The organism is Streptomyces sp. YKOK-I1 (assembly GCF_054660435.1).
This window is the reverse complement of the sequence record NZ_BAAGDR010000001.1, coordinates 5581509-5603989: the sequence shown is the minus strand read 5'-3', so window position 1 is coordinate 5603989 and position 22481 is coordinate 5581509. Positions and strand designations below refer to the sequence as shown.

The 22481-nt window shown below is 71.1% G+C and carries 16 protein-coding genes and 1 pseudogene; 10 read left to right on the top strand and 7 right to left on the bottom strand.

Annotated features, from left to right (window positions below):
• The first annotated feature begins 282 nt into the window (after positions 1-282).
• From ACYQ8Q_RS24960 to ACYQ8Q_RS24950, 3 genes are read left to right on the top strand one after another with little or no spacing between them, the layout of a single operon-like run.
• Positions 283-1293, top strand: a complete 1011-nt coding sequence (locus ACYQ8Q_RS24960; RefSeq protein WP_460067968.1) for a helix-turn-helix transcriptional regulator — start codon at positions 283-285, stop codon at positions 1291-1293.
• A gap of 27 nt (positions 1294-1320) precedes the next feature.
• Positions 1321-2310: a helix-turn-helix transcriptional regulator gene (locus ACYQ8Q_RS24955; RefSeq protein ID WP_460067967.1), complete on the top strand. Its 990-nt coding sequence runs from the start codon at positions 1321-1323 to the stop codon at positions 2308-2310.
• On the top strand, positions 2307-3314 hold the full coding sequence (locus ACYQ8Q_RS24950; RefSeq protein ID WP_460067966.1) for a helix-turn-helix transcriptional regulator: 1008 nt from the start codon (positions 2307-2309) through the stop codon (positions 3312-3314). Before ACYQ8Q_RS24955 ends, ACYQ8Q_RS24950 begins: the two co-directional genes overlap by 4 nt.
• 184 nt (positions 3315-3498) lie before the next feature.
• Here the strand turns inward: ACYQ8Q_RS24950 and ACYQ8Q_RS24945 are convergent.
• A pseudogene (locus ACYQ8Q_RS24945) lies at positions 3499-4476 on the bottom strand (helix-turn-helix transcriptional regulator); the annotation flags it as partial.
• A 365-nt stretch (positions 4477-4841) separates the two neighbouring features.
• On the opposite strand from ACYQ8Q_RS24945, the gene ACYQ8Q_RS24940 reads away from it, so the two are divergent.
• Genes ACYQ8Q_RS24940 through ACYQ8Q_RS24930 form a run of 3 tightly spaced genes read left to right on the top strand, consistent with a single transcriptional unit; the run spans position 4842 to position 8166 of the window.
• Complete coding sequence (locus tag ACYQ8Q_RS24940) at positions 4842-6389, top strand: circularly permuted type 2 ATP-grasp protein (protein WP_460067965.1); 1548 nt, start codon at positions 4842-4844, stop codon at positions 6387-6389.
• Entirely contained in the window at positions 6386-7318 is a 933-nt protein-coding gene (locus ACYQ8Q_RS24935; RefSeq protein WP_460067964.1) for an alpha-E domain-containing protein, read from the top strand. The genes ACYQ8Q_RS24940 and ACYQ8Q_RS24935 overlap by 4 nt, the downstream gene beginning before the upstream one ends.
• Before the next feature lie 5 nt (positions 7319-7323).
• Entirely contained in the window at positions 7324-8166 is an 843-nt protein-coding gene (locus ACYQ8Q_RS24930; RefSeq protein ID WP_460067963.1) for a transglutaminase family protein, read from the top strand.
• A gap of 57 nt (positions 8167-8223) precedes the next feature.
• On the opposite strand, the gene ACYQ8Q_RS24925 is transcribed toward ACYQ8Q_RS24930, so the two are convergent.
• On the bottom strand, positions 8224-9333 hold the full coding sequence (locus tag ACYQ8Q_RS24925; RefSeq protein ID WP_460067962.1) for a sugar ABC transporter substrate-binding protein: 1110 nt from the start codon (positions 9331-9333) through the stop codon (positions 8224-8226).
• Between the two features lie 311 nt (positions 9334-9644).
• Here ACYQ8Q_RS24925 and ACYQ8Q_RS24920 point away from each other — a divergent pair, with 311 nt between their 5' ends.
• Positions 9645-11345 (top strand): fibronectin type III domain-containing protein, encoded by a 1701-nt coding sequence (locus ACYQ8Q_RS24920; protein WP_460067960.1) that lies wholly within the window; start codon positions 9645-9647, stop codon positions 11343-11345.
• 69 nt (positions 11346-11414) lie between these two features.
• Here the strand turns inward: ACYQ8Q_RS24920 and ACYQ8Q_RS24915 are convergent, their stop codons facing one another.
• The 5 genes from ACYQ8Q_RS24915 to ACYQ8Q_RS24895 all read right to left on the bottom strand — a co-directional run bounded on the left by ACYQ8Q_RS24915 (position 11415) and on the right by ACYQ8Q_RS24895 (position 16835).
• Positions 11415-11861: a heat shock protein transcriptional repressor HspR gene (locus tag ACYQ8Q_RS24915; protein WP_390659233.1), complete on the bottom strand. Its 447-nt coding sequence runs from the start codon at positions 11859-11861 to the stop codon at positions 11415-11417.
• A gap of 5 nt (positions 11862-11866) precedes the next feature.
• Positions 11867-13039, bottom strand: coding sequence for a molecular chaperone DnaJ (gene dnaJ, locus ACYQ8Q_RS24910; RefSeq protein WP_460067959.1), 1173 nt, complete (start codon positions 13037-13039; stop codon positions 11867-11869).
• Positions 13040-13081: 42 nt separating this feature from the next.
• Positions 13082-13741, bottom strand: coding sequence for a nucleotide exchange factor GrpE (gene grpE, locus ACYQ8Q_RS24905; RefSeq protein ID WP_460067958.1), 660 nt, complete (start codon positions 13739-13741; stop codon positions 13082-13084).
• The gene (gene dnaK, locus ACYQ8Q_RS24900; protein WP_460067956.1) at positions 13738-15579 is read right to left on the bottom strand and encodes a molecular chaperone DnaK; all 1842 of its coding nucleotides are present in this window, start codon (positions 15577-15579) and stop codon (positions 13738-13740) included. The genes grpE and dnaK overlap by 4 nt, the downstream gene beginning before the upstream one ends.
• Before the next feature lie 95 nt (positions 15580-15674).
• A complete protein-coding gene (locus ACYQ8Q_RS24895; RefSeq protein WP_460067955.1) occupies positions 15675-16835 on the bottom strand; it encodes an MraY family glycosyltransferase in 1161 nt (386 codons plus the stop codon).
• Positions 16836-17035: 200 nt separating this feature from the next.
• Here ACYQ8Q_RS24895 and ACYQ8Q_RS24890 point away from each other — a divergent pair, with 200 nt between their 5' ends.
• From ACYQ8Q_RS24890 to ACYQ8Q_RS24880, 3 genes are all read left to right on the top strand, one after another.
• Positions 17036-19318, top strand: a complete 2283-nt coding sequence (locus tag ACYQ8Q_RS24890; RefSeq protein WP_460067954.1) for a heterodisulfide reductase-related iron-sulfur binding cluster — start codon at positions 17036-17038, stop codon at positions 19316-19318.
• 137 nt (positions 19319-19455) lie between these two features.
• Complete coding sequence (locus ACYQ8Q_RS24885; RefSeq protein WP_460067953.1) at positions 19456-20889, top strand: FG-GAP and VCBS repeat-containing protein; 1434 nt, start codon at positions 19456-19458, stop codon at positions 20887-20889.
• Positions 20890-20978: 89 nt separating this feature from the next.
• Positions 20979-22394 carry an FG-GAP-like repeat-containing protein gene (locus ACYQ8Q_RS24880; RefSeq protein WP_460067952.1) on the top strand — a complete coding sequence of 472 codons (1416 nt, stop codon included), beginning with the start codon at positions 20979-20981 and terminating at the stop codon, positions 22392-22394.
• Positions 22395-22481 lie beyond the last annotated feature (87 nt).

Sequence of the window (22481 nt, the reverse complement as noted above, 5' to 3'; positions counted from 1 at the left end):
CAGCTCCACGCGGTGTCTGCCGGGTAGACAGAAGCATCCTCGTCGCCACTGGCCGCGGCCGACCATGCCGTGTCGCGCTGCGGCTCGCTGGTCCCGCCGGACAGGCCGGACAGCGCTCCGAAGGCCAGAACGGCGGAGAAGGCGGCGACAAGTACTGAGCGAAGCATTTTGTTCCGCATATTCGGCTTCGTCCTCACTTGAAGTTCCCCTTTCCCCCGACGAGTAAGACGATGGCTCATTCGGGCACGTCATGGCCACACGATCGGTGCATCATGTTCCTGCATGTTCAGGACCCTGGGGGGTGGAGATTTGGCAACGAATCGAATAAAAGGGACACATCCCCACGCCATGACCGACCTGTGCGAGGAAGGAAGCCGCCTATACGCGGACGCACTTCGCACCGGACGCATCGCCCGCGTGGACGTGGAGCCCGCCCCTTGCCTGATGGAGCTCGCACTGCTGTACCCCGACGCCGATGACGCGAACTGGCTGCGTCCGGTTCCCCCCTCGGTCGCCCTGGCCCAGCGGCTCAACCCCCTCGAACGCGAGATCACCGAGCGCAGACGGCTCTCCGTCGAGCTGGCCGAGGCGTTCGAGCCGTTCATGACGCTCAGCGCCCCGCCGACGACCTCCACCCCCTCGATCACCCTGCTCGAAGGCCTCGACCACATCAACGGGGCCCTGGACCTGGCCGCCTCGCAGTGCCGCAACGAGGTGCTCTCGATCCAGCCGAGCCACCGGCACCCCGAACGCCGGCTCATCGAGGCGCTGGAGCGCGACAAGCCGCTGATCGAACGCGGCGTGCGGATCCGGACCCTCTACCAGCACACGGCCCGGTACAGCCCGGAACGGCTCGCCTGGGTGGACCAGTTCGCCGACGGCAAGGCGGAGTACCGCACCATCGACGAACTCGTCGAGCGGCTGATCATCTGCGACGAGACGGTGGCGTTCATCCCGATCCGCGACGACCGCCAGGTCGCCCTGGAGATCCGCCACGCCGGGCTGGTCCGCTACCTCATCAAGGTGTTCGAGTTCATGTGGAACCGGGCCGTCCCGCTGAGCGCCGGAGCGCCGTACGAGACCGCCCCCGACGGCCTCACCGACATCCAGCACTCCATCGCCAAACTCCTCGTCGAGGGCCATGTCGACGAGGCCATCGCCCGCCGGCTGGGGATGAACGTCCGCACCTGCCGCGCCCACATCGCCAAACTCGCCACCGCCCTGGGCAGCGGCAGCCGGGCCCAGCTCGGCTATCTGATCGCGCAGTCGGGGATCCTGGACCGGGACGAGTGAGGTGACGAGCTTCCGAAGAGGGCGCGGATGACGAGCGAGGCGCACCACCACGCCGAGGAGGTGTGCGAGCCGGGACTGGGCCTCTACGCCCGCGCCCTGCGCGAGCGCCGGGTGACCCGGCCCGAGGCCGAGGACACCCCCTGTCTGCTCGCCGCGGGGCTGCTGCGGCCGGGCCGGGACGACCCCGGCCTGCTGGAACCCGTACCGCCCGCCCTCGCCCTGCACCGCGCGCTGCGGCCCCTCGCGGACCGCGTCGCGGACGAACGGCGGCACACGGCACGGCTGGTGGAGACGTTCGAACCGCTGTTGCGGCTCGCCCGGGGCCCCGCCGCCGGACCGGAGGCACCCCCCGTCAGCGTCCTGAGTGGTCATGACCGCATCAACGATGCCATCACCTCCGCCATGGACGAGGCCCGCCGGGACATGTGGTGCATCCAGCCGCACACCGCCCACACCCACACGGCGCCCGCCGTGCACCTCCTGCCCATGGCACGCGACCAGGCCTTCCTGGACCGCGGCGGCCGGATCCGCACGCTCTACCAGCACACCGTGCGGCACGCCCTGGCCGTCGCGGCACGCTACGAGCAGATCCACGGCGACGTCGAGGCCCGCACCCTCGACGAGGTCACCGACCGGCTCATCCTGCTCGACCGCACCGTCGCCTTCGTCCCGGCCAACAAGGACCGCACCCTCGCCCTCGAAGTACGCCACCCCACTCTCATCCGGTACTTCGCCGCCACGTTCGAACACCTGTGGAAGCTGGCCACCCCCATGTACCCCGAGGCCGTGCGGCAGCCCACCCTGAACGGTGTCACCCCCCGCCAGCGAGCCATCGCCACCCTCCTCGTCGAGGGCCACACCGACACCGTGATCGCCGACCGCCTCGGCATGAACGTCCGCACCGCCCGCGTCCACATCGCCAAACTCGCCGCCGGCCTCGGCAGCGAGAGCCGCGCCCAGCTCGGCTACCTCATCGCACGCTCAGGAATCCTCGACCAGGAAAGAGACCCGACGTGAACGCGCCGCCGCACCCCCACCACGGCGTGGCAGAACTCTGTGCCCAGGGCAGCCGCCTCTACGAACGAGCCCTGCGCGAGGGCCACCTCACCGCAGGCGACGCCGAGACCGCCCCCTGTCTGCTCGACCTGGGCCTCCTCCACCCGGCCGTCGACGATCTGCGCCGGCTGGAGCCCGTCGCCCCCGCCGTCGCCCTGCACCGCCGGCTGAACGCCTCCGCCGCCCGGATCGCCGAGGAACGGCGCCACGAGGAGCGGCTCGCCACGCTCTTCGAACCCCTCATGCGCCTCACCGGCAGCCACACCGCCCCCGCGGAGTCCGCCTCCCTGCGCGTCCTCAGCGGCAACGAGCAGATCAACCAGGCCATCAGCGAGGCCATGGACGAGATGCGCGAGGAACTGCTGTGCATCCAGCCGCGGACCGGCCTCGACACCGAACGGGCCGCCGCCGCCATGGAGATCGCCCGCCGGCGCGACCAGGCCGTGCTCGACCGCGGCTGCCGGATCCGCACCCTCTACCAGCACACCACCCGGCACATCCACGTCATCATCGGCCACTACGAGCTGCTCAGCGGCGACGCCGAGGCCCGCGGCCTCGACGAGGTCACCGACCGCCTGCTCGTCGTCGACCGCACCGTGGCCTTCCTCCCCGCCAACGAGGACGGCACCCTCGCCCTGGAAGTCCGCCAGCCCGCCCTGATCGCCTTCCTGGCCACCGCGTTCGACCGCCTCTGGCGGCTGGCCACCCCGATGTACCCCCAGGCCGTGCAACGCCCCTCGCTCAACGGGGTGACCCCCCGTCAGCGGGCCATCGCCACCCTCCTCGTCGAGGGCCACACCGACTCCGTGATCGCCGCACGCCTCGGCATGAACATCCGCACCGCCCGCGTCCACATCGCCAAACTCGCCGCCGGCCTCGGCAGCGAGAGCCGCGCCCAGCTCGGCTACCTCATCGCCCGGTCGGGGATCCTCGACCAGGAAGCGCATCCGGAAACACCTCGGTGACCCCGGCCCCGGGCCCCGGACCCGCCCCCGGACCCGGCCCGGAGACCTGCCCCGGCACCCCGTCCGCAGGAGCGCCGGACAGCCTGTCCGGGCCCGCCCCGTCCACCACCATGCCCTGCACCGCGCCGGGCGACGCGCCCGCCACATCGCCCGCCACCACAGCGCCGTCCCCGCTCCCCTCCACCGGCCCGTCCAGTCCCACCTGCGCGATCCGCACCCCCAGCTGGGTCCGGCTCGCCGCGCCCAGGGTCTCCGAGAGCCGGGCGATATGGGCCCGGCAGGTACGGACGCTGATCCCGAGGCGCTCGGCGATCACCGCGTCCTGGTGTCCCTCCGCCAGCAGCGCGGCGATGGACTGCTCACGGTGCGAGACGCCCTCGACCCGGGTCTCCGGAAGCTGGGCGCCCAGCGGGATCGCCAGCCGCCACAGCCGCTCGAAGACCGTCACCAGATAGGCCACCAGGGCCGGGTGGCGCAGCTCCAGCGCCATCGTGCGGTCGGCGTTCGCCGGGATGAAGGCCACCTTGCGGTCGAAGAGGATCAGCCGGTCGACGACCTCGTCCAGGGTCCGGGCCTCCACCGCGTCGCCCATCAGCTCCAGGTAGTTCAGCAGGCCCTGGCCGTGCCGGGCCACATGGTTGTACAGATCGCGCATCCGCACGCCCCGGCCGCGCAGCTCCAGCGCCCGGTGCAGGCCCTCCGACAGTTCGTGCTCGCGCCGGATGCCGCCCGGCTGCACCGTCAGCACCTCGGTCGTGCACGCCTCGGTCGCCTGGTCCAGCGCCGCCTGGATCCGCGAGGGGCCGTCCAGGACCCGGATCGCCGCGCCCTCCTGGGCCCGCGCGCCCGGCGTGGGGCCCCCGAGACCGGAGTACCACTCGAAGGCGGCGACGGCCGAACCCATCCGCCGCTGACTGGCGCTCACCTCGTCGTGCAGCCCGCGCAGCAGCCGGGTCATGACCTCCTGCGGGGAGGTCGGCACCAGCCACTCCATGTCGTCGGGATCGGGGTGCAGCAGGGCCAGCTCCAGCAGACAGGGAACCTGCTCGGCGTCGCAGCGCGGCACGCGTCCGCGCCGTACGGCCCGGGAATACACGCGATCCCCGGCCTCGCACAGTCGGTCAGCACCGTGAGGATGCTCCTCCGTCCCGTGCCCGGCCATCGCCCATCCCACCCCCGCCTGACACCTCTCTGACGCGCCTTCCGGGACGCCACTATGCGCGGCGCGGACCGGCTCCGCAACACGGCTCCCCCGGCCACGGCAGCGGAAAACCCCTCATATAACCGGGTTTCTCCCGGCCTCCGCCCCTCGCACTGCAACAAGCTGATGGTGGCGCGGGCCGGAAGAGGCGGGCATCGTTGATTCCACTTCCCCCCGGGTGCTTCCCACCCGGGTCGGTCCGGCCGGACGACGGGGGAGCCCGGCCGGACCCGGGGAACCCCTGGGCCCCGTCGCCCAGCGGAGGCGTGCGTTCCCGGAAACCACGGGGTGATCGCCCTGTTACGTCCCCCACTTAACGTCGGGCCATGGCGGACATATTTGACGCGTACGCGTTGGCCGACGCGTGGGACGAGATGTTCGAACGGCCGGGTGAGGTCAGGACCGCCTACGAGCCGGTACTGGCGGCGCTCCAGCCGATCGAACCAGGTGAACTGCGCTTCCGGGCAGACCAGATGGCCCGTTCGTTCACCGATCGGGGCGTGACCTACGCCTTCGCGGGCGAGGAGCGGCCCTGGCCGCTGGACCTGGTGCCGAGGATCCTCGACGCCCTCGAATGGGATTTCATACAACGCGGGGTCGGGCAGCGGGTCAGGGCCCTGGAGGCCTACCTCGCCGACGCCTACGGGCCCTGCCGGGCCTTCGAGGACGGAGTCGTCCCCTGGCGTCTGCTGCTGACCTCCCCGCACTTCCACCGCGCGGCCCACGGGGTGGAGCCCCCGAACGGGGTCCGCATCCATGTCGCGGGCATCGACCTGGTGCGCGACGAGGCCGGGGACTTCCGGGTCCTCGAGGACAACGTACGGGTGCCCAGCGGGGTGTCGTACGTCATCGAGAACCGGCGGGCGATGACCCGGGTGTTCCCCTCGCTCTTCGACGGACAGCACGTCGTGCCCGTCGACGGCTACCCGGCACGGCTGCTGGCCGCGCTGCGGGCCGCCGCGCCCGAGCGGACCGCCGACCCCCGGGTCGTGGTCCTCACCCCGGGCCCCAGCAACGCCGCCTACTTCGAACACGCGCTGCTGGCGCGGCTGATGGGCGTGCAGCTGGTGGAGGGGCACGACCTGGTCTGCCGCAACAACCGGGTGTGGATGCGCACCACCCGGGGCGAGGTGCCCGTCCACGTCGTCTACCGGCGGCTCGACGACGACTTCCTCGACCCGCTCCACTTCCGCCCCGACTCGGTGATCGGCTGCCCGGGCATCCTGAGCGCGGCCACGGCCGGGAACGTCACCCTCGCCAACGCGGTCGGCAACGGCGTCGCCGACGACAAGCTGCTCTACACCTACGTCCCGGACCTGATCCGGTACTACCTCGGCGAGGAACCGATTCTCCCCAACGTCGAGTCGTACCGGCCCGACGAACCCGGCCAGCTGGAGGCCGTCCTCGACCAGATCGACCAGCTCGTCGTCAAACCGGTCGACGGCGCCGGCGGCCAGGGCATCGTCATCGGCCCGAAGGCCGACGCGAAGACCCTGGAGAGGACACGGAAGGCCGTTGCCGCCGACCCGCGCGGCTTCATCGCCCAGCGGCCCGTCGCCCTGTCCACCTCCCCCACCCTCGCGGGCGAACGCATGGCCCCCCGCCACATCGACCTGCGCCCGTTCGCCGTCAACGACGGCGACGAGGTCTGGGTCCTGCCCGGCGGGCTGACCCGGGTCGCCCTCCAGGAGGGCAACCTGATCGTCAACTCCAGCCAGGGCGGCGGCTCCAAGGACACCTGGGTGCTCGCCGAGGGCCCCGTCGAGGGCCCCTCCCGCGACGCCGAGGACGGCACGCTCCCGTCCGTGGTCCCCCGCCAGCTCGGCCCCGACGGAACCCCCACCCTCGTACCGGAAGGGGCGCAGCAGCAGTGAACGACGTGATCCTCTCCCGCATCGCGGAGGCACTGACCTGGACCGGCCGCTACGTCGAACGGGCCGACGCCACCGCGCGCATCCTCGACGCCTACCTCCACCGCATGCTGGAGGACCCCTGGCGCGACGAGGACCTGGCCTGCCGGTCGCTGTACGCGATCCTCGGCATGGACGCGGGCCGCGCACCGGTCGACATGCAGCAGGTCCTCGACCAGCTCGCGTTCGACGCCCGCTCGACCGGCTCCATCGAAGGCGCCCTGGGCGCCGCCCGGCTCAACGCCCGCAGTGCCCGCGAGGCTGTGTCCTCGGCCATGTGGGAGTGCCTGAACGCCACCTGGCACGCCCTCGCCGACCAGCGCCGCGCCGCCCGCCGCACGGGCCCGTACGGCTATCTGGAACTGGTCCGCAGCCGCGCCGCGCTCTTCTTCGGCCTGGCCGACTCCACGATGAGCCGGGACGACTCCTGGCGGTTCGTCGTCCTCGGCCGGAGTCTGGAGCGGGTGGACATGACCGTACGACTGCTGTCGGTGCGCGTCCTGGACGCCGCGCACGCGCCGGACTGGCCGACGCTGCTGAGCGCGTCCGGCGCCGACGAGGCGTTCGCGCGGGTCCGCGGCGGTTTCGGGGACACCGCGCGCGTGGCGGAGTTCCTGCTGCTGGACCGGGACTTCCCGCGCTCGGCGCTGCACGCGCTGACCACGGCGGAGGAGTGCCTGTCGGCGCTCGGCCGGCCCCGCCAGGATCCGGCCCGCCGCCCCATCGGCGGGCTGCGCACCCGCCTGGAGTACCTCGACACCGAGGGCCTGGAGGACCAGCTGCCGCTGCTCCTGCGGGATCTCCAGACCGCCTGCATGGCCTCGGCGGAGGCGGTCGCCGAGCGGTTCTTCCCGTATCAGGGGCCCGTGGTGTGGGCCCAGGAAGGAGCGTGAGCGCGATGACCCGCAGGCTCCGCATCCAGCACACGACCCGTGTCTCCTACGCGCAGGCCGCGGTCTCCTCGCACAACGAGGTCCGGATGACCCCCCTGACCCTGCCCGGACAGACCACGCTGGATTCCCGGGTGACCATCCGTCCGGCGGCCTCCACCTGGTCGTACTGGGACTACTGGGGTACGCAGGTCACCGCCTTCGAGCTGATGGACCCGCACGCCGATCTCACGATCACGGCCTCCAGCCTGGTCGAGACGGCCCCGCCGGACGAGCTGCCCCCGGCCCTCGGCTGGCCGGAGATCGCGGACCGGGTCGCTGGCTCCCGGCTGCTGGAGTTCGCCGCCCCGACGGTCCGTACGACGGTCCCGCCGAAGCTGGTGAAGAAGGCGCGCAGGGCTGCGGCGGGCCTGGACCCCCACGCCACGGCGGTGGCCGTCTCCGGCCTGGTCGCCGACCGGGTCGCGTACCTCCCCGGCACCACGGGGGTGAACACCTCGGCGGCGGAGGCCTGGGAGCAGGGCGCGGGCGTCTGCCAGGACCTCGCGCATGTGTCGATCGCGCTGCTGCGCGGCCTCGGACTGCCCGCCCGGTACGTCTCCGGCTATCTCCACCCCGAGCGGGAGGCGGAGCTGCACCGCCCGGTGGCCGGGCAGAGCCATGCCTGGATCGAGTACTGGGCGGGCGACTGGTACGGCTACGACCCGACCAACCGGGCCCGCGCCGACGAGTCCCACGTGGTGGTCGGCCGGGGCCGCGACTACGACGACGTCACCCCGCACAAGGGGATCTACCGGGGTGTGGCCGGCGGCCCGCCGGAGGTCACGGTGGAGTTCACCCGGGTGGCGTGACGGGCCCACGGCGGGGTCCCCCTGCGGGGGGCGCCCGCCGGGGCGCGTCCCGGCGGGCTACTTCAGGTTGATGGCGGCGCAGGCGGCCTTGTACTTCTCGGTGCAGATGTCGGAGACCTTGTAGATGCCGTCCGCGATGACGGTCGACTTGATGTTGCTCTTGGTGAGCGCGACCACGGTGACCAGCTTGGCCGGGATGGACTTGTTGGTGGGGCTGTCGACCTTGTCGCGGGTGAGCGCCTCGAACTGGAGCTCACGGCCCTGGACCTTGGCGACGGCCGCCTCGGCCGCGGCCTCCGCCTCACCGGCGTACGGCTTGTAGACGGTCATGTACTGCTCGCCGCTGATGATCCGCTGCACGGCCGGCAGCTCGGCGTCCTGGCCGGTGATGGGGGGCAGGTTGCTGCCGCTGACGCCCGCGGCCTCCAGGGCCTTGATGATGCCGCCGGCCATGGCGTCGTTGGCGGAGTAGACGGCCGCGATGTTGTCCTTGCCGATCTTCTCGATCGCCTTGGTCATGTTGGCCTGCGCGATGGGGGGCTTCCAGCCGTCGGTGTCGTAGGTCGCGGCGATGGTCACCCGGCCGTTGAGCTCGTTCATCGCCCCTTCCTTGAACTGGGCGGCGTTCGGGTCGGTGGGCGAGCCGTTGATCATGACGATCTGGTCGGAGGTGTCGGCCGAGCCGAGCGCCTCGGTGATGGCGCGGCCCTGCACCTCGCCGACGAGTTCGTTGTCGAAGGAGACGTACGCGTCGATGGGTCCCTCGGCGAGCCGGTCGTAGGCGATGACCGGGATGTTCGCCTCCTTGGCCTTCTTCACCATGGGCGCGATCTTGTGGGAGTCGACGGCGTCGAGCAGGATGCAGTCGACCTTGTCGTCGATCATCTTCTGCATCTGGGCGTTCTGCTTCTTGACGCTGGACGCCGCGTTGGCGTACTGGGTCTTGCCCTTGTTGCTGGTGAGGGCCGCGATCTTCTGCTTGATGATCGGGTAGTCGAACTCCGCGTACCGGGTGTTCGTCGTCTCCGGCATCAGCACGCCGACGGTGATGTCGTTCGTCCGGGTCGGTGTCGCTGAGCTGCTGTCCTCCGAGGCCCCCAGCATCCCGCATCCCGCGAGCGAGAGGGACATCGTGGAGGCGACCACAGCTATGGCGATACGACGCATGGAGGGGCTCACTTCAGGTGCGTTCCGGTGCCTGGGCGCTACACGTTGACCCAGTTGTCCCAAAAGCCAACGCGGCGGCGGCCTCCGGAGTCAAGTTGAACCACTTAACGAAGTAACAACATCACCCTCCGCTCAGCGGGTGAAGACGCATGGAGACGAAGCGAAGAGGGTACGGACCTCTCTTTACACCCTCTCCCCAAGCGGGCTCCACGCACAGGCAAAGGGCCGTACAACCAAGGCCAGTTCTCGCGAGTCGTGATCACGACAGGCGGTTTCCCGTACCCGTCTGCCCTTCCCGACCAGAGGATCGAATGAAGCCAGCCAGACTCGCGACGGCCGTGGTGCTCACCACGACCGGTGGTCTCCTCACCGCCCTCGCCGCCCCGCCCGCTTCGGCCACGACGAGCTGCACCTCCCCGGTGTACAAGCGTCAATTCTTCGCGAACACCACCTTTTCGGGCACCGCGAAGAAGACCGACTGCGACGCGGCGGTCAGCGAGAACTGGGGCACGAGGGCCCCCGCCTCCGGCCTTCCCACGAACAACTTCGGCGTGCGCTGGACGGTGACCCGCGACTTCGGCTCCGGGGGCCCCTTCACCTTCTCGGTGTCGGCCCAGGACGGCGTCCGCGTCTATGTCGACGGCGTCCGCAAGGTCGACGTCTGGAAGAACGTCTCCACGACGGTGACGAAGAGCCTGAACCTCACGGTCCCCAAGGGCAGGCACACCGTCCGCGTGGACTACGTGAACTGGACCGGCGGCGCGAACGTCAAGTTCGCCTACACGCCCCGCACCTCGGCGGCGGTCGACAAGGTCGCCCCGCTCACCCCGACGGGCCTCGCGGTCGCCTACGACGGCGCGACCGGCCGGGCGAAGCTGGGCTGGACGAAGAACAAGGAGATGGACCTCGCCGGCCACCGGGTCTACCGGCGCCCCGCCGACGGCTCCACCTGGACCCGGCTGGCCTCGACCGCCGCCACCACGTACACCGACACCACGCTCCCGGTGACCGGCGCGGCCTACGTCTACGAGCTGCGTGCCTACGACACGGCGGGCAACGAGTCGGCGGGCACGGCCCCGAAGACCGTCACCACGGCCGACCGGACCGCTCCCGCCGCACCCGTCCTGCGCCCCACCTCCAGCGAACCGGAGGGGCTCCGGGTCTCCTGGGGCGAGGTCGCGGGGGCGGCGTCGTACCGCGTGTACCGGGCGTCGAGCATGAGCGGCACCTACACCCTCATCGGTACCGGCGGCCAGACCTCCTACCTGGACTCCACCGCCGTGGAGGGCACCAGCCACTACTACCGGGTCACCGCGCTGGACACGGCGGGCAACGAGTCCGCGCAGTCCACCGGCGTGGTCGGCACGCTCCGGGACGTCACCCCGCCGTCCGCCGTCACCGGAGTGACGGTCACTCCGACCACGTACGGCTTCGAGGTGCACTGGGACGCCAACCCGACGCCGGACCTGGAGAGTTACACGGTCCGCCGGGGCGAGCTCTGGGGCGACGAGGACGAGCAGGTGTGCTCCCTCTACCCCGGCTACTCCGTGTCCGCCGACACCACCTCGTACGCGTACACCACCCTCCCCGACGGCGAGGAGTCCTGCTTCATCGTCGACGCCCTCGACGACGCCGGGAACTCGTCGTTCGCCTGGACCGGCGAGGCGCAGATCGTGACGGCCACCGAGTTCGACATGACACCGACCGTGGCCACCCCCGAGGGGTCGCCGCTGACCCTCGGCGCGGAGGCCGGCGAGGGCGACGAGGGCAACCGGCTGACCTGGCACGGCCTCGACGCGTCCGACCCGGACCAGGCGGGCGGCTACCACGTCCTGCGCTGGAACCCGCAGACCTCCGGCTACGAGCTGATCGCCGAACTCCCCGGCGGCGCCTCGGAGTACGTCGACACCGGCGCCCCGCGCGGAACCGCGTCCTTCTACTGGGTCACCGCGCTCTCCGCGGACGGCACGGAGTCGGCCCCGGCGTCCGACTGGACGGTCACCGCGCCGTAGGGCCCACGGCACGCCGAAGGGCCCGGAGGATCAGGTGATCCTCCGGGCCCCTCACGCGTGGGACGCCGGTCAGTCCTTCGGCTTCTTCGGGCGCCAGACCACCAGCGCGCTGGTCTGCTGGACCTCCTGGTACGGGACCAGGTCCCGGCGGTAGGAGGCGTGGACCGCTGCCTCGCGCTGCTGCATCGCCGCCGCCGCGCCCTCCAGGGCGTCCTGGAGTTCCGCGACCCGGGACTGGAGGGCGGCGACCTGGTTCTCCAGCTCGATGATCCGCTTGATGCCGGCCAGGTTGATGCCCTCGTCCTGCGACAACTGCTGGACGGTGCGCAGCAGTTCGATGTCGCGGGCCGAGTAGCGGCGGCCCCGGCCGGCGGTGCGGTCGGGGGAGACCAGGCCCAGCCGGTCGTACTGGCGCAGTGTCTGCGGGTGCAGGCCGGAGAGCTGGGCCGCCACCGAGATGACGTAGACCGGGGTCTCCTCGGTCAGTTCATACGGGTTTCGTCGACGGCCGTCCATCTCTGTCAGGCTCCCTTCGCGGCCTCGAACAGCTCCGCCCGCGGATCCTCTTCCGCGGTCGCCTCGCGATACGCCTCCAGCGCCTCACGAGCCTTCCCCGGCAGGTCCTTGGGCACACTCACCTCGACGGTGACCAGCAGATCACCGCGGGTGCCGTCCTTGCGGACCGCGCCCTTGCCCCGCGCCCGCATGGTGCGGCCGTTGGGGGTGCCGGGCGGCAGCTTCAGGGTCAGGGACGGGCCGCCGAGGGTGGGGACCTTGATCTCCCCGCCCAGGGCCGCCTCGGCGAACGTCACCGGCACCGTCACCGTCAGGTTGTCGTCCTTGCGGCCGAACACGGGGTGGGTACCGACATGGACGACGACGTAGAGGTCGCCGGCCGGACCGCCCCGCTCGCCCGGCGCGCCCTTGCCGCGCAGCCGGATGCGCTGGTTGTCCGTGACCCCGGCCGGGATGCGGACCTGCATGGTCCTGGACGACTTGGCGCGGCCGCTGCCCTTGCACTCCAGACAGGGGTGCTCGGCGATCAGGCCGCGCCCCTTGCAGTCCGGGCAGGGGTCGGTGAGGGAGAACCCGCCGCCGGAGCCCCGCGCCACCTGGCCGGTGCCGACGCAGGTCGGGCACACGCGCGGTGTGCCGTTCTTGTCGCCGGTGCCGGAGCAGGCCTTGCACGGGGACTGCGAGGACATGCGCAGCGGAACCGTCGCGCCCTCGATGGCCTCCGTGAAGGTCAGGGTGACCTCGGTGTCGATGTCCTGCCCGCGCCGGGGCTGGGTGCGGGTCGTACCGCCCCCGCCCCGGTTGAACAGGCCCCCGAAGACGTCCCCGATGCCGCCGCCGAAGCCGCCGGAGCCCCCGCCCTGGGCGCCGCCTCCGAAGAGGTCGCCCAGGTCGAAGTTGAAGTTGCCGCCGGCGCCCGGCCCGGGGCGGAAGCCGCCGTTGCCGAACAGGGCGCGCGCCTCGTCGTACTCCTTGCGCTTCTTGGGGTCGCCGAGGACGTCGTTCGCCTCGGAGATCTCCTTGAAGCGCTCCTCCGCCTTGGCGTTGCCCTTGTTGGCGTCCGGGTGGAACTCGCGGGCGAGCTTCCGGTACGCCTTCTTGATCTCGGCCTCGGTGGCGTCCTTGGGGACGCCGAGGACCTTGTAGAAGTCCTTCTCGATGAAGTCCTTGGTGCTCATCCTCGACGCGCCCCCTCTCCGGTGATCCGCTGGCTGTCTACGTCAGCCCTCCTCAGGGCCGTTGTCCTTCTCGTCCGCCGCCTCGGCGGTGGCCGCGTCCGAGGACTCGGCCTTGACCGCCTGGGCGCCGGGCTGGGGCTCGGCGACGGCCACCCGCGCGGGGCGGATGGTGCGCTCGCCGATCCGATACCCGGGCTGCAGAATCGCCACGCACGTCGTCTCGGTGACATCCGGCGCGTACGAGTGCATCAGGGCCTCGTGGATCGTCGGGTCGAAGGGCTCGCCCTCCTTGCCGAACTGCTGCAGGCCCATCTTCGCCGCGACGGTCTCCAGCGACTCGCCGACCGACTTGAAGCCGCCGACGAACTCGCCGTGTTCCCGCGCGCGGCCGATGTCGTCGAGCACGGGCAGGAGCTCGGTCAGGAGGTTCGCGATGGCGATCTCCTTGACCGCGATCCGGTCGCGCTCGACCCGGCGGCGGTAGTTCTGGTACTCGGCCTGGAGCCGCTGGAGGTCCGCGGTGCGCTCGCCGAGCGCGGTGCGCACCTGGTCCAGCTGGGCCACCAGCCCGGCAGTCTGGTTCGCGTCCCCGGCCGGGGCCGCCCCCTCCTCGGAGGCGGCGGCCTTCGGCTCGGCGTCGTCGGAGGTGGCGCCGGAGGGGACGTCGGGCTTCTCCTCGAAGCCCGGGGTCTCCTCCGTCACGCGGCACCGTCCTTGCGCTCGTCGTCCACGATCTCGGCGTCCACGACGTCGTCGTCGGCCTTGGCCTCGCCGGCGCCACCGGCGGTGGCGGTGGCCTGGGCGTCCTGGGCGTCGGCGTACATGGCCTGGCCGAGCTTCTGCGAGACGGCCGCGACCTTCTCGGTGGCGGTACGGATCTCGGCGGTGTCCTCGCCCTTGAGCTTCTCCTTCAGCTCGGCGAGGGACGCCTCGACCTCGGTCTTGATCTCGCCGGGGACCTTGTCCTCGTTGTCCTTGAGGAACTTCTCGGTCTGGTAGACGAGCTGCTCGCCCTGGTTGCGGGCCTCGGCGGCCTCGCGGCGGCGGTGGTCCTCGTCCGCGTACTGCTCGGCCTCCTGGCGCATGCGGTCGACCTCGTCCTTCGGCAGCGAGGAGCCGCCGGTGACGGTCATCTTCTGCTCCTTGCCCGTGCCCAGGTCCTTGGCGGTCACGTGCATGATGCCGTTGGCGTCGATGTCGAAGGCGACCTCGATCTGCGGGACGCCACGCGGGGCCGGCGGCAGACCGGTCAGCTCGAACATGCCGAGCTTCTTGTTGTAGGCCGCGATCTCGCGCTCGCCCTGGTAGACCTGGATCTGCACGGACGGCTGGTTGTCCTCGGCCGTGGTGAAGATCTCGGACCGCTTGGTCGGGATCGTGGTGTTGCGCTCGATGAGCTTGGTCATGATCCCTCCCTTGGTCTCGATGCCGAGGGACAGCGGGGTCACGTCGAGCAGCAGGACGTCCTTGACCTCGCCCTTGAGGACACCGGCCTGGAGCGCGGCACCGATGGCGACGACCTCGTCCGGGTTCACGCCCTTGTTGGCGTCCTGACCGCCGGTCAGCTCCTTGACGAGCTCGGCGACGGCGGGCATACGGGTCGAGCCGCCGACGAGGACGACGTGGTCGATCTCGGACAGCGAGATGCCGGCGTCCTTGATGACGTTGTGGAACGGGGTCTTGCAGCGCTCGAGCAGGTCCGCGGTGAGCTGCTGGAACTGGGCGCGGGTGAGCTTCTCGTCCAGGTGCAGCGGGCCCTCGGCGGACGCCGTGATGTACGGCAGGTTGATCGAGGTCTCGGTGGAGGAGGACAGCTCGATCTTCGCCTTCTCGGCGGCCTCACGCAGACGCTGGAGCGCCATCTTGTCCTTGCCGAGGTCCACGCCGTGGCCGGCCGCGAACTGCTTGACCAGGTAGTCGACGACGCGCTGGTCCCAGTCGTCACCACCGAGGTGGTTGTCGCCGTTGGTGGCCTTCACCTCGACGACGCCGTCGCCGATCTCCAGGAGGGACACGTCGAAGGTGCCGCCACCGAGGTCGAAGACGAGGATGATCTGCTCGTCCTTGTCGAGGCCGTAGGCGAGCGCGGCCGCGGTGGGCTCGTTGACGATGCGCAGGACGTTGAGGCCCGCGATCTCACCGGCCTCCTTGGTGGCCTGGCGCTCGGAGTCGTTGAAGTACGCCGGGACGGTGATGACCGCGTCGGTCACCTTCTCGCCCAGGTAGGCCTCGGCGTCGCGCTTCAGCTTCTGCAGGATGAACGCGGAGATCTGCTGCGGGTTGAACGGCTTGCCGTCCAGCTCGATCTTCCAGTCGGTGCCCATGTGGCGCTTGACCGAGCGGATGGTGCGGTCCACGTTCGTGACCGCCTGGCGCTTGGCGACCTCGCCGACGAGGACCTCGCCGTTCTTGGCGAAGGCGACGACGGACGGCGTGGTCCGGGCACCCTCGGCGTTGGTGATGACGGTGGGCTCGCCGCCTTCAAGAACGCTGACGACGGAGTTAGTCGTGCCCAGGTCGATGCCGACCGCACGTGCCATGGTGATCTTCCTCCAGCTGACTTGAGTGGAACGGACTCAAGTGTGCACGACCCTCACCGCTCGGTCAACAGACCTGAGCCACACCCGCTCAACTCTTATCCGTTCCTTACACGCAAGAAGCCGTTGACCTGCGCGGACGCATCCCGGCCGACCTGGCGTTCACTCGATCCAGGGCGTACGGGAAGGGACTCGGATTGACGCCGGGGGCCGTACATCCGGGACATCCGGGGGTCACGCCGTGCGCCACGCGCGCGTGAGGCGTCGTAGGCGCTCCCCCGCGCGCGGGGCGGCCCGTACACCGGGACCCGCAGCAGCCCGAGGACGACGGCCAGGGCGCCGCCCGCCACCCACCACACCGCCCGCGGCCCCGCCCAGCCGGTGTGCACGAGCGTCCCGACGAGCACCCCCGCGAAGGCCGCCGCGCCGAGCAGCACGACCGCCCCCTGCGGGGTGAGCCCGAGCCGGCGCAGCCGGTGCGCGAGATGGTCGGGGCCGCCGCGCAGCAGGGGCCGCCCGGCCAGCCGCCGGGCCACCGCGACCAGGACGGCGTCGGCCGCGGCGACCGCCGTGAGGGCGAACAGCACCCCCGCCCCCTCGGCCGCGCCGCCGCCCGCGCGCACGGTGACCGCACCCGCGGCGAGCAGGAAGCCGGCGAACAGCGAGCCGCAGGCGCCGAGCGCCACGCGCGCGGGGGGCCAGTTGTGCATCAGGAAGCCGGTGAGCGCGGCGGCGAGGACGCTCAGCAGGACGGCCACCCCGTCCAGCACCTCCAGCGCGGCGCACGCGGCCGCGCCGAAGGCGGTGACGACCCCGACCGTGCCCGCCACCCCGTCCGCGTGGTCGAGGGACCGGAAGGCGAGCGCCACGAAGGTGATCCAGGCGACGGCGAGCGCCCCCGCCCAGGGGCCGGTGTCGCCGTAGGGCACGACGAAGGCGGCCGCCACCGCCGTACCGAGCACGAGGAGACGGGCCTTGAGCCGCCACACGTCCGCGATCAGCCCCAGTCCGGCCAGGGCGGCCGCGGCCGGGAGCAGCGCCCCGACGCCGTCGCCGAGCGGGGCGTACCCCCAGCGGTCCCCGGCGAGCGCGACGAGGCAGGTGGTGAGGACGACGGCGAGGCCGCCGGACAGCGGAACCCGCCGCTGTCGCTGCCGCCGCTCGACCAGCCCGAGACGCAGGGCGGGCACGCGCAGCAGTCCGGCGAGGACGGCGGAGAGCAGAAGGGCGGTGGCGGCGGCGGCGATCCCGTAGAGCACGCATATAAGTTAGTAACTAATGTACCAATTTGGTACGAATAACACGGTCGGACTCTGAGGCGACCCTCAGCGATCCAGATCACCTCACCGCCCGCTACAGTGCAGCGCAGTATGGGGGTAGTCTCAGACGGACTGCATAAGTTACCGCTTAGTAACCGCCTAGCAATTCTTCAACCCTCGCAGGCCCGGGGAGCCCCCTCATGCAACTCGCCGCGATCATCGTGTCGCTGGTCCTGACCGTGGTCGGCGTCGCGCTGCTCGCACGCGCCATCGGTCAGTTCGTCCGGTACTTCAAACTGGGCCAGCCGGTTCCGGCCGGCTCCCGTACCGACAACCCCTACGCGCGCAGTGTGACGCTCGTGAAGGAGTTCCTCGGCCACACGCGGATGAACCGCTGGGGCATCGTGGGCTTCGCCCACTGGTTCGTGGCCATCGGCTTCCTGACGCTGCCGCCGACCCTGGCGCAGGCCTTCGGCCAGCTCTTCCAGGCCGACTGGACGCTGCCGGTCATCGGCGGCTTCCTGCCGTTCGAGCTCTACATCGAGTTCATCGGCGTGATGACGATCCTCGGCATCGCCGTCCTGATCGTGATCCGGCTGCTGAACCTGCCCTCGCGCCCGGGCCGCAAGTCCCGCTTCGCGGGCTCCAAGTCCGGCCAGGCGTACTTCGTCGAGTACGTCATCCTCACCATCGGCCTCGCGATCTACACCCTGCGCGGTCTCGAGGGCGCGATCCACCACGTGGAGCACTACGAGGCCGCGTACTTCGCCTCGTACCCGCTGGTCCTGGCCTTCAAGGGGCTGAGCGTCACCGCCCTCCAGAACCTGGTCTACCTGGTCGCGACGATCAAGATCGGCACGTCCTTCGTGTGGATGATCGTGGTCTCCCTCAACACCAACATGGGCGTGGCCTGGCACCGCTTCCTGGCCTTCCCGAACATCTGGTTCAAGCGCGAGGCGACCGGCCGGACGGCCCTCGGCGGCCTGCAGCCGATGACCTCCGGCGGCAAGCCGATCGACTTCACCGACCCCGGTGACGACGACGTCTTCGGCGTCTCCCAGGTCGAGCAGTTCTCCTGGAAGGGCCTGCTCGACTTCTCCACCTGCACCGAGTGCGGCCGCTGCCAGTCGCAGTGCCCCGCGTGGAACACCGGCAAGCCGCTCTCCCCCAAGCTGCTGATCATGTCCCTGCGGGACCACGCCCACGCCAAGGCGCCCTACCTGCTCGCGGGCGGCGGCAAGACCATGGAGGGCGAGGAGAAGGGGTCCGAGGAGCAGCTGAAGGACGTCCCCGCGGCGGCCCTCGCCGAGGCCGAGCGGCCGCTGATCGGCACCGCCGAGGAGAACGGCGTCATCGACCCCGACGTCCTGTGGTCCTGCACCACCTGCGGCGCGTGCGTCGAGCAGTGCCCCGTGGACATCGAGCACGTCGACCACATCGTCGACATGCGCCGCTACCAGGTCATGATCGAGTCCAGCTTCCCCTCCGAGGCGGGCACGATGCTCAAGAACCTGGAGAAGAAGGGCAACCCCTGGGGCCTGGCCAAGAAGCAGCGCCTGGAGTGGACGAAGGAAGTCGACTTCGAGGTGCCGGTCGTCGGCCAGGACATCGAGGACCTCTCCGAGGTCGAGTACCTCTACTGGGTCGGCTGCGCCGGCGCCCTGGAGGACCGCGCCAAGAAGACCACCAAGGCCTTCGCCGAGCTGCTGCACATCGCGGGCGTCAAGTTCGCGATCATGGGCGGCGACGAGAAGTGCACCGGCGACTCCGCCCGCCGCCTCGGCAACGAGCCCCTCTTCCAGGAGCTCGGCATGGAGAACGTCATGGCGCTGAACATGGCGTTCGGCGAGGAGACGGACGACGACGGCAAGGTGACCGCCGAGTCCGCCAAGCCGAAGTCGGCCAAGAAGATCGTCGCCACCTGCCCGCACTGCCTCAACACCATCGGCAACGAGTACCCGCAGCTCGGCGGCGACTACGAGGTCATCCACCACACCCAGCTGCTCCAGCACCTCGTCGACGAGGGCAGGCTGATCCCGGTGACCCCGGTCGAGGGCATCATCACCTACCACGACCCCTGCTACCTGGGCCGCCACAACAAGATCTACACGCCCCCGCGCGAGATCATGACCGCCGTCCCCGGCCTGCGCCAGCAGGAGATGCACCGCCACAAGGAGCGCGGCTTCTGCTGCGGCGCCGGCGGCGCCCGGATGTGGATGGAGGAGCGGATCGGCAAGCGCATCAACAACGAGCGCGTCGACGAAGCCCTGTCGCTGAACCCCGACATCGTCTCCACCGCCTGCCCCTTCTGCCTCGTCATGCTCACGGACTCCGTGAACGGCAAGAAGAACGAAGGCAAGGCCAAGGAGTCCATCACGGTCGTGGACGTCGCCCAGCTCCTCCTGGAGTCGGTGAAGACGCCGGTCGACCCGGAGGACCCGGCGGAGACGGAGAGCGAGCCGGAGCCGGAGCCGGTGAAGTAACCACGGCGGCCACGGCGGCCGACGCGTCCGGTGCCCCCAGGTCCTTCCCGGACCTGGGGGCACCGCCGTTCCCACCGCCGTTCCCACCGCCGTTGCCTCCACGGAGATTTACCGAACTCCCGTACAACCCTTACCTGTTGGAGCGGGTCTCCTGTTCGTCGACCGCCGTCGACAGCCGCCTCCCCCAGGAGAACCCGTTGCGCAGAAGCACCCCGGCCGCCCTCACCACCGCCCTGCTCGCGGCCGGCCTCGCCCCGCTGGCGCTGAGCGCGCCCGCCTCGGCGGCCGTCGCCAAGCACTACGACGACTTCAACGGCGACGGATACCGGGATCTGGCGTATGCCAACGCGTTCTCGGGCTCCCGCGGGGAGGGCGAGGAGGACTACTGGGGCGGCGCCGTCAGGGTCGTGTACGGCACCGCACACGGCCTGGACACCTCCCACAGCCGACTGGTCCACCAGGACAGCGCCGGGGTGCCGGGCACGGGCGAGGACGACGACCAGTGGGGCGCCTCGCTGGCGAGCGGTGACCTCAACAAGGACGGGTACGCCGATCTCGTCGTCGGCAACCCCTTCGAGCAGGTGGGCAGCAGCAGCTCCTACCGCGGCACGGTCACCGTCGTCTGGGGCTCGCGCACCGGCCTGTCCGGCGGCACCGACCTCGCGCCGAGGAGCGGCGCCGGCTCGTACTTCGGCTCCGACCTGGCCGTCGGTGACTTCACCGGCGACGGCTCGCCCGACCTGGCCGTCATCGGCGGCAGCGAGGCCTGGCTGTACCGCGGCCCGTTCACCAAGGCCGGCCGCACCGGCGCCTTCAGCAAGATCGACAAGCCCGACTGGAACTCGGCCGCGCTCGCCGCGGGCAAGGTCAACGGCGACGGCAGGACCGACCTGGTGGTCCTCGGCGTGCAGTTCTACGGCAGCAGGATCAAGGAGCGTGCCTGGTTCCTCAAGGGCACCGCCTCCGGTCTCTCCTCGGGCCCCGCCAAGACCCTCGGCGACGCGAACAAGGGCCTCGACCCGGAAGCCGTCATCGGCGACTTCGACAAGAACGGCTACGGCGACATCGCCATCGGCCTGCCGGGTCTGAACGGCGACAAGGGCGCGGTCACGGTGTGGCGCGGCACCTCCGCCGGACCGAGCGGCTCGGCGACGTACACCCAGAACACCACCGGCGTCCCCGGCACCGCCGCGACCGGCGACGTCTTCGGCCAGAGCCTGTCGGCGGCCGACGCCAACGGCGACGGCTACGCCGACCTCGCGGTCGGCGTCCCCGGCGAGAACGGCGCCGGCGGACGGAACGACCAGGGCGGGGTGACCTTCTTCCGCGGCGGCCCCGGCGGCCTCTCGGGCGCCCGCTCCTCCTGGATCCCGCAGACCGTCCAGGGCCCCGCCACCGCCCTCGCCTCCTTCGGCTACGCCGTCCGGCTGCGCGACCTGAACCGGGACGGCAGGGCGGACCTGGCGATCGGCTCGTACGAGGGCGGCGTACTCCTGCCCGGCACGAACACGGGCCCGACGGCGACCGGCGCGACCGTGCTGCCGGACTTCGGCTCGAACCTCGTCGACTGACCCGGCGCCACCGTCTCTGTTCCTCTCCCGAACGGACCCACCCCATGTCCCTGCGCCCCATGTCCCTGCGTCCCATGTCCTTGCGCCCCATGTCCTTGCGCACGCGCACGAGCCTCCTGGCCGCCGCCCTCCTCGCGGGCGGTCTCACCCCGCTGGCCCTGCCCGCCCCGGCCGGGGCGGCGGCCGCGAAGTACGCGGACGACTTCAACGGCGACGGCTACCGTGACCTGGCCCTCGGCGACAGCCTCGCGACCGTGGCCGGCAAGAGGCAGGCGGGCGCGGTCCTGGTCGTCTGGGGCACCGCGGACGGCCTGGACCCGGCCCGGCGGACCGTGATCACCCAGAACAGCCCGAACGTCGCGGGCGGCGCGGAGACGAACGACCGTTTCGGCTCGAAGATCACCACCGCCGACCTGAACACCGACGGCTACGCCGACATCGTGGTCACCGCCCTCGGCGAGCACGTCGGCACCCGGACCGGCAGCTTCACCGTCCTGTGGGGCTCCCGGGCGGGCATGAGCGGCGGAAGCCAGTACACGAGCCCGGGCACGAGCTGCCGTACCTGCAACTTCGCCGCCGATCTCGCCGTGGGCGACTTCAACGCCGACGGCAGACCGGACGTCGTCTCGGTGGACGGCGACGCGATCTGGTACCAGCGCGGCCCGTTCACCAAGTCCGGCGCACGCGGTACGGCCACCAACCTGGACCCGGTCGACGGCGAGGACATGGACGCCTCGCTGGTGGTCTCCGGCAAGGTCACCAAGGACGGCACGGCCGACTTCGCGGTGATCGGCCGCGACGCCGCCACCCGCGGCAACCGCGTCTGGTTCTACAAGGGCTCGGCGAGCGGCCCGGTCCGCCCGCCGAAGAAGGTCTCCCTGCCCGCCTCCACCGAACTGGTCGGTTCGAGCGCCACGATCGCCGACTTCGACAAGAACGGCTACGGCGACCTGGCCGTCGGTGTCTCCCGCTCGGGCACGGGCGGCGCCGTCCACGTCCTGAAGGGCACCTCCACGGGCTTCTCCTCGACCGTGAAGTCGCTCAGCCAGAACACCTCGGGCGTCCCCGGCACCCGCGAGGCGAACGACTACTTCGGTTACGACGTCTCGGCCGGCGACGTCAACGGCGACGGCTACCCGGACCTGGCCGTGGGCGTGCCCCTGGAGGTCCTCGGCACCCGCCCGTCGAGCTCCGGCGCCGTCACCGTGCTGCGCGGCGGCGCCTCGGGCCTCACGGGCACGGGCTCCCGCCAGTACGACTACACGACGCCCGGCGTCGAGGGCCCCTTCGACCAGGGCGACACCTGGTTCGGCGCGTCGGTGCTGCTGCGCGACTACGACCGTGATGGCCGCGCCGAGCTCGTCGCCTCCTCACCGGAGGTGGGCCTCCTCCATCTGCTCCCCGGCACCTCGTCGGGCCCGACCGGCACCGGCTCCACCACCCTGACCGCGGCGGGGCTGGGCCTGGGCAGCCTGCCGTACTTCGGTGCGGCGCTGGCGGACTGACGCCGTGTCCGGCCGGGGCGCCCCGGCCGGACTCCCGTATCCCACCCGGGGTTGCCCGGTCGCCCCTGACGAACCACTGACACAGCA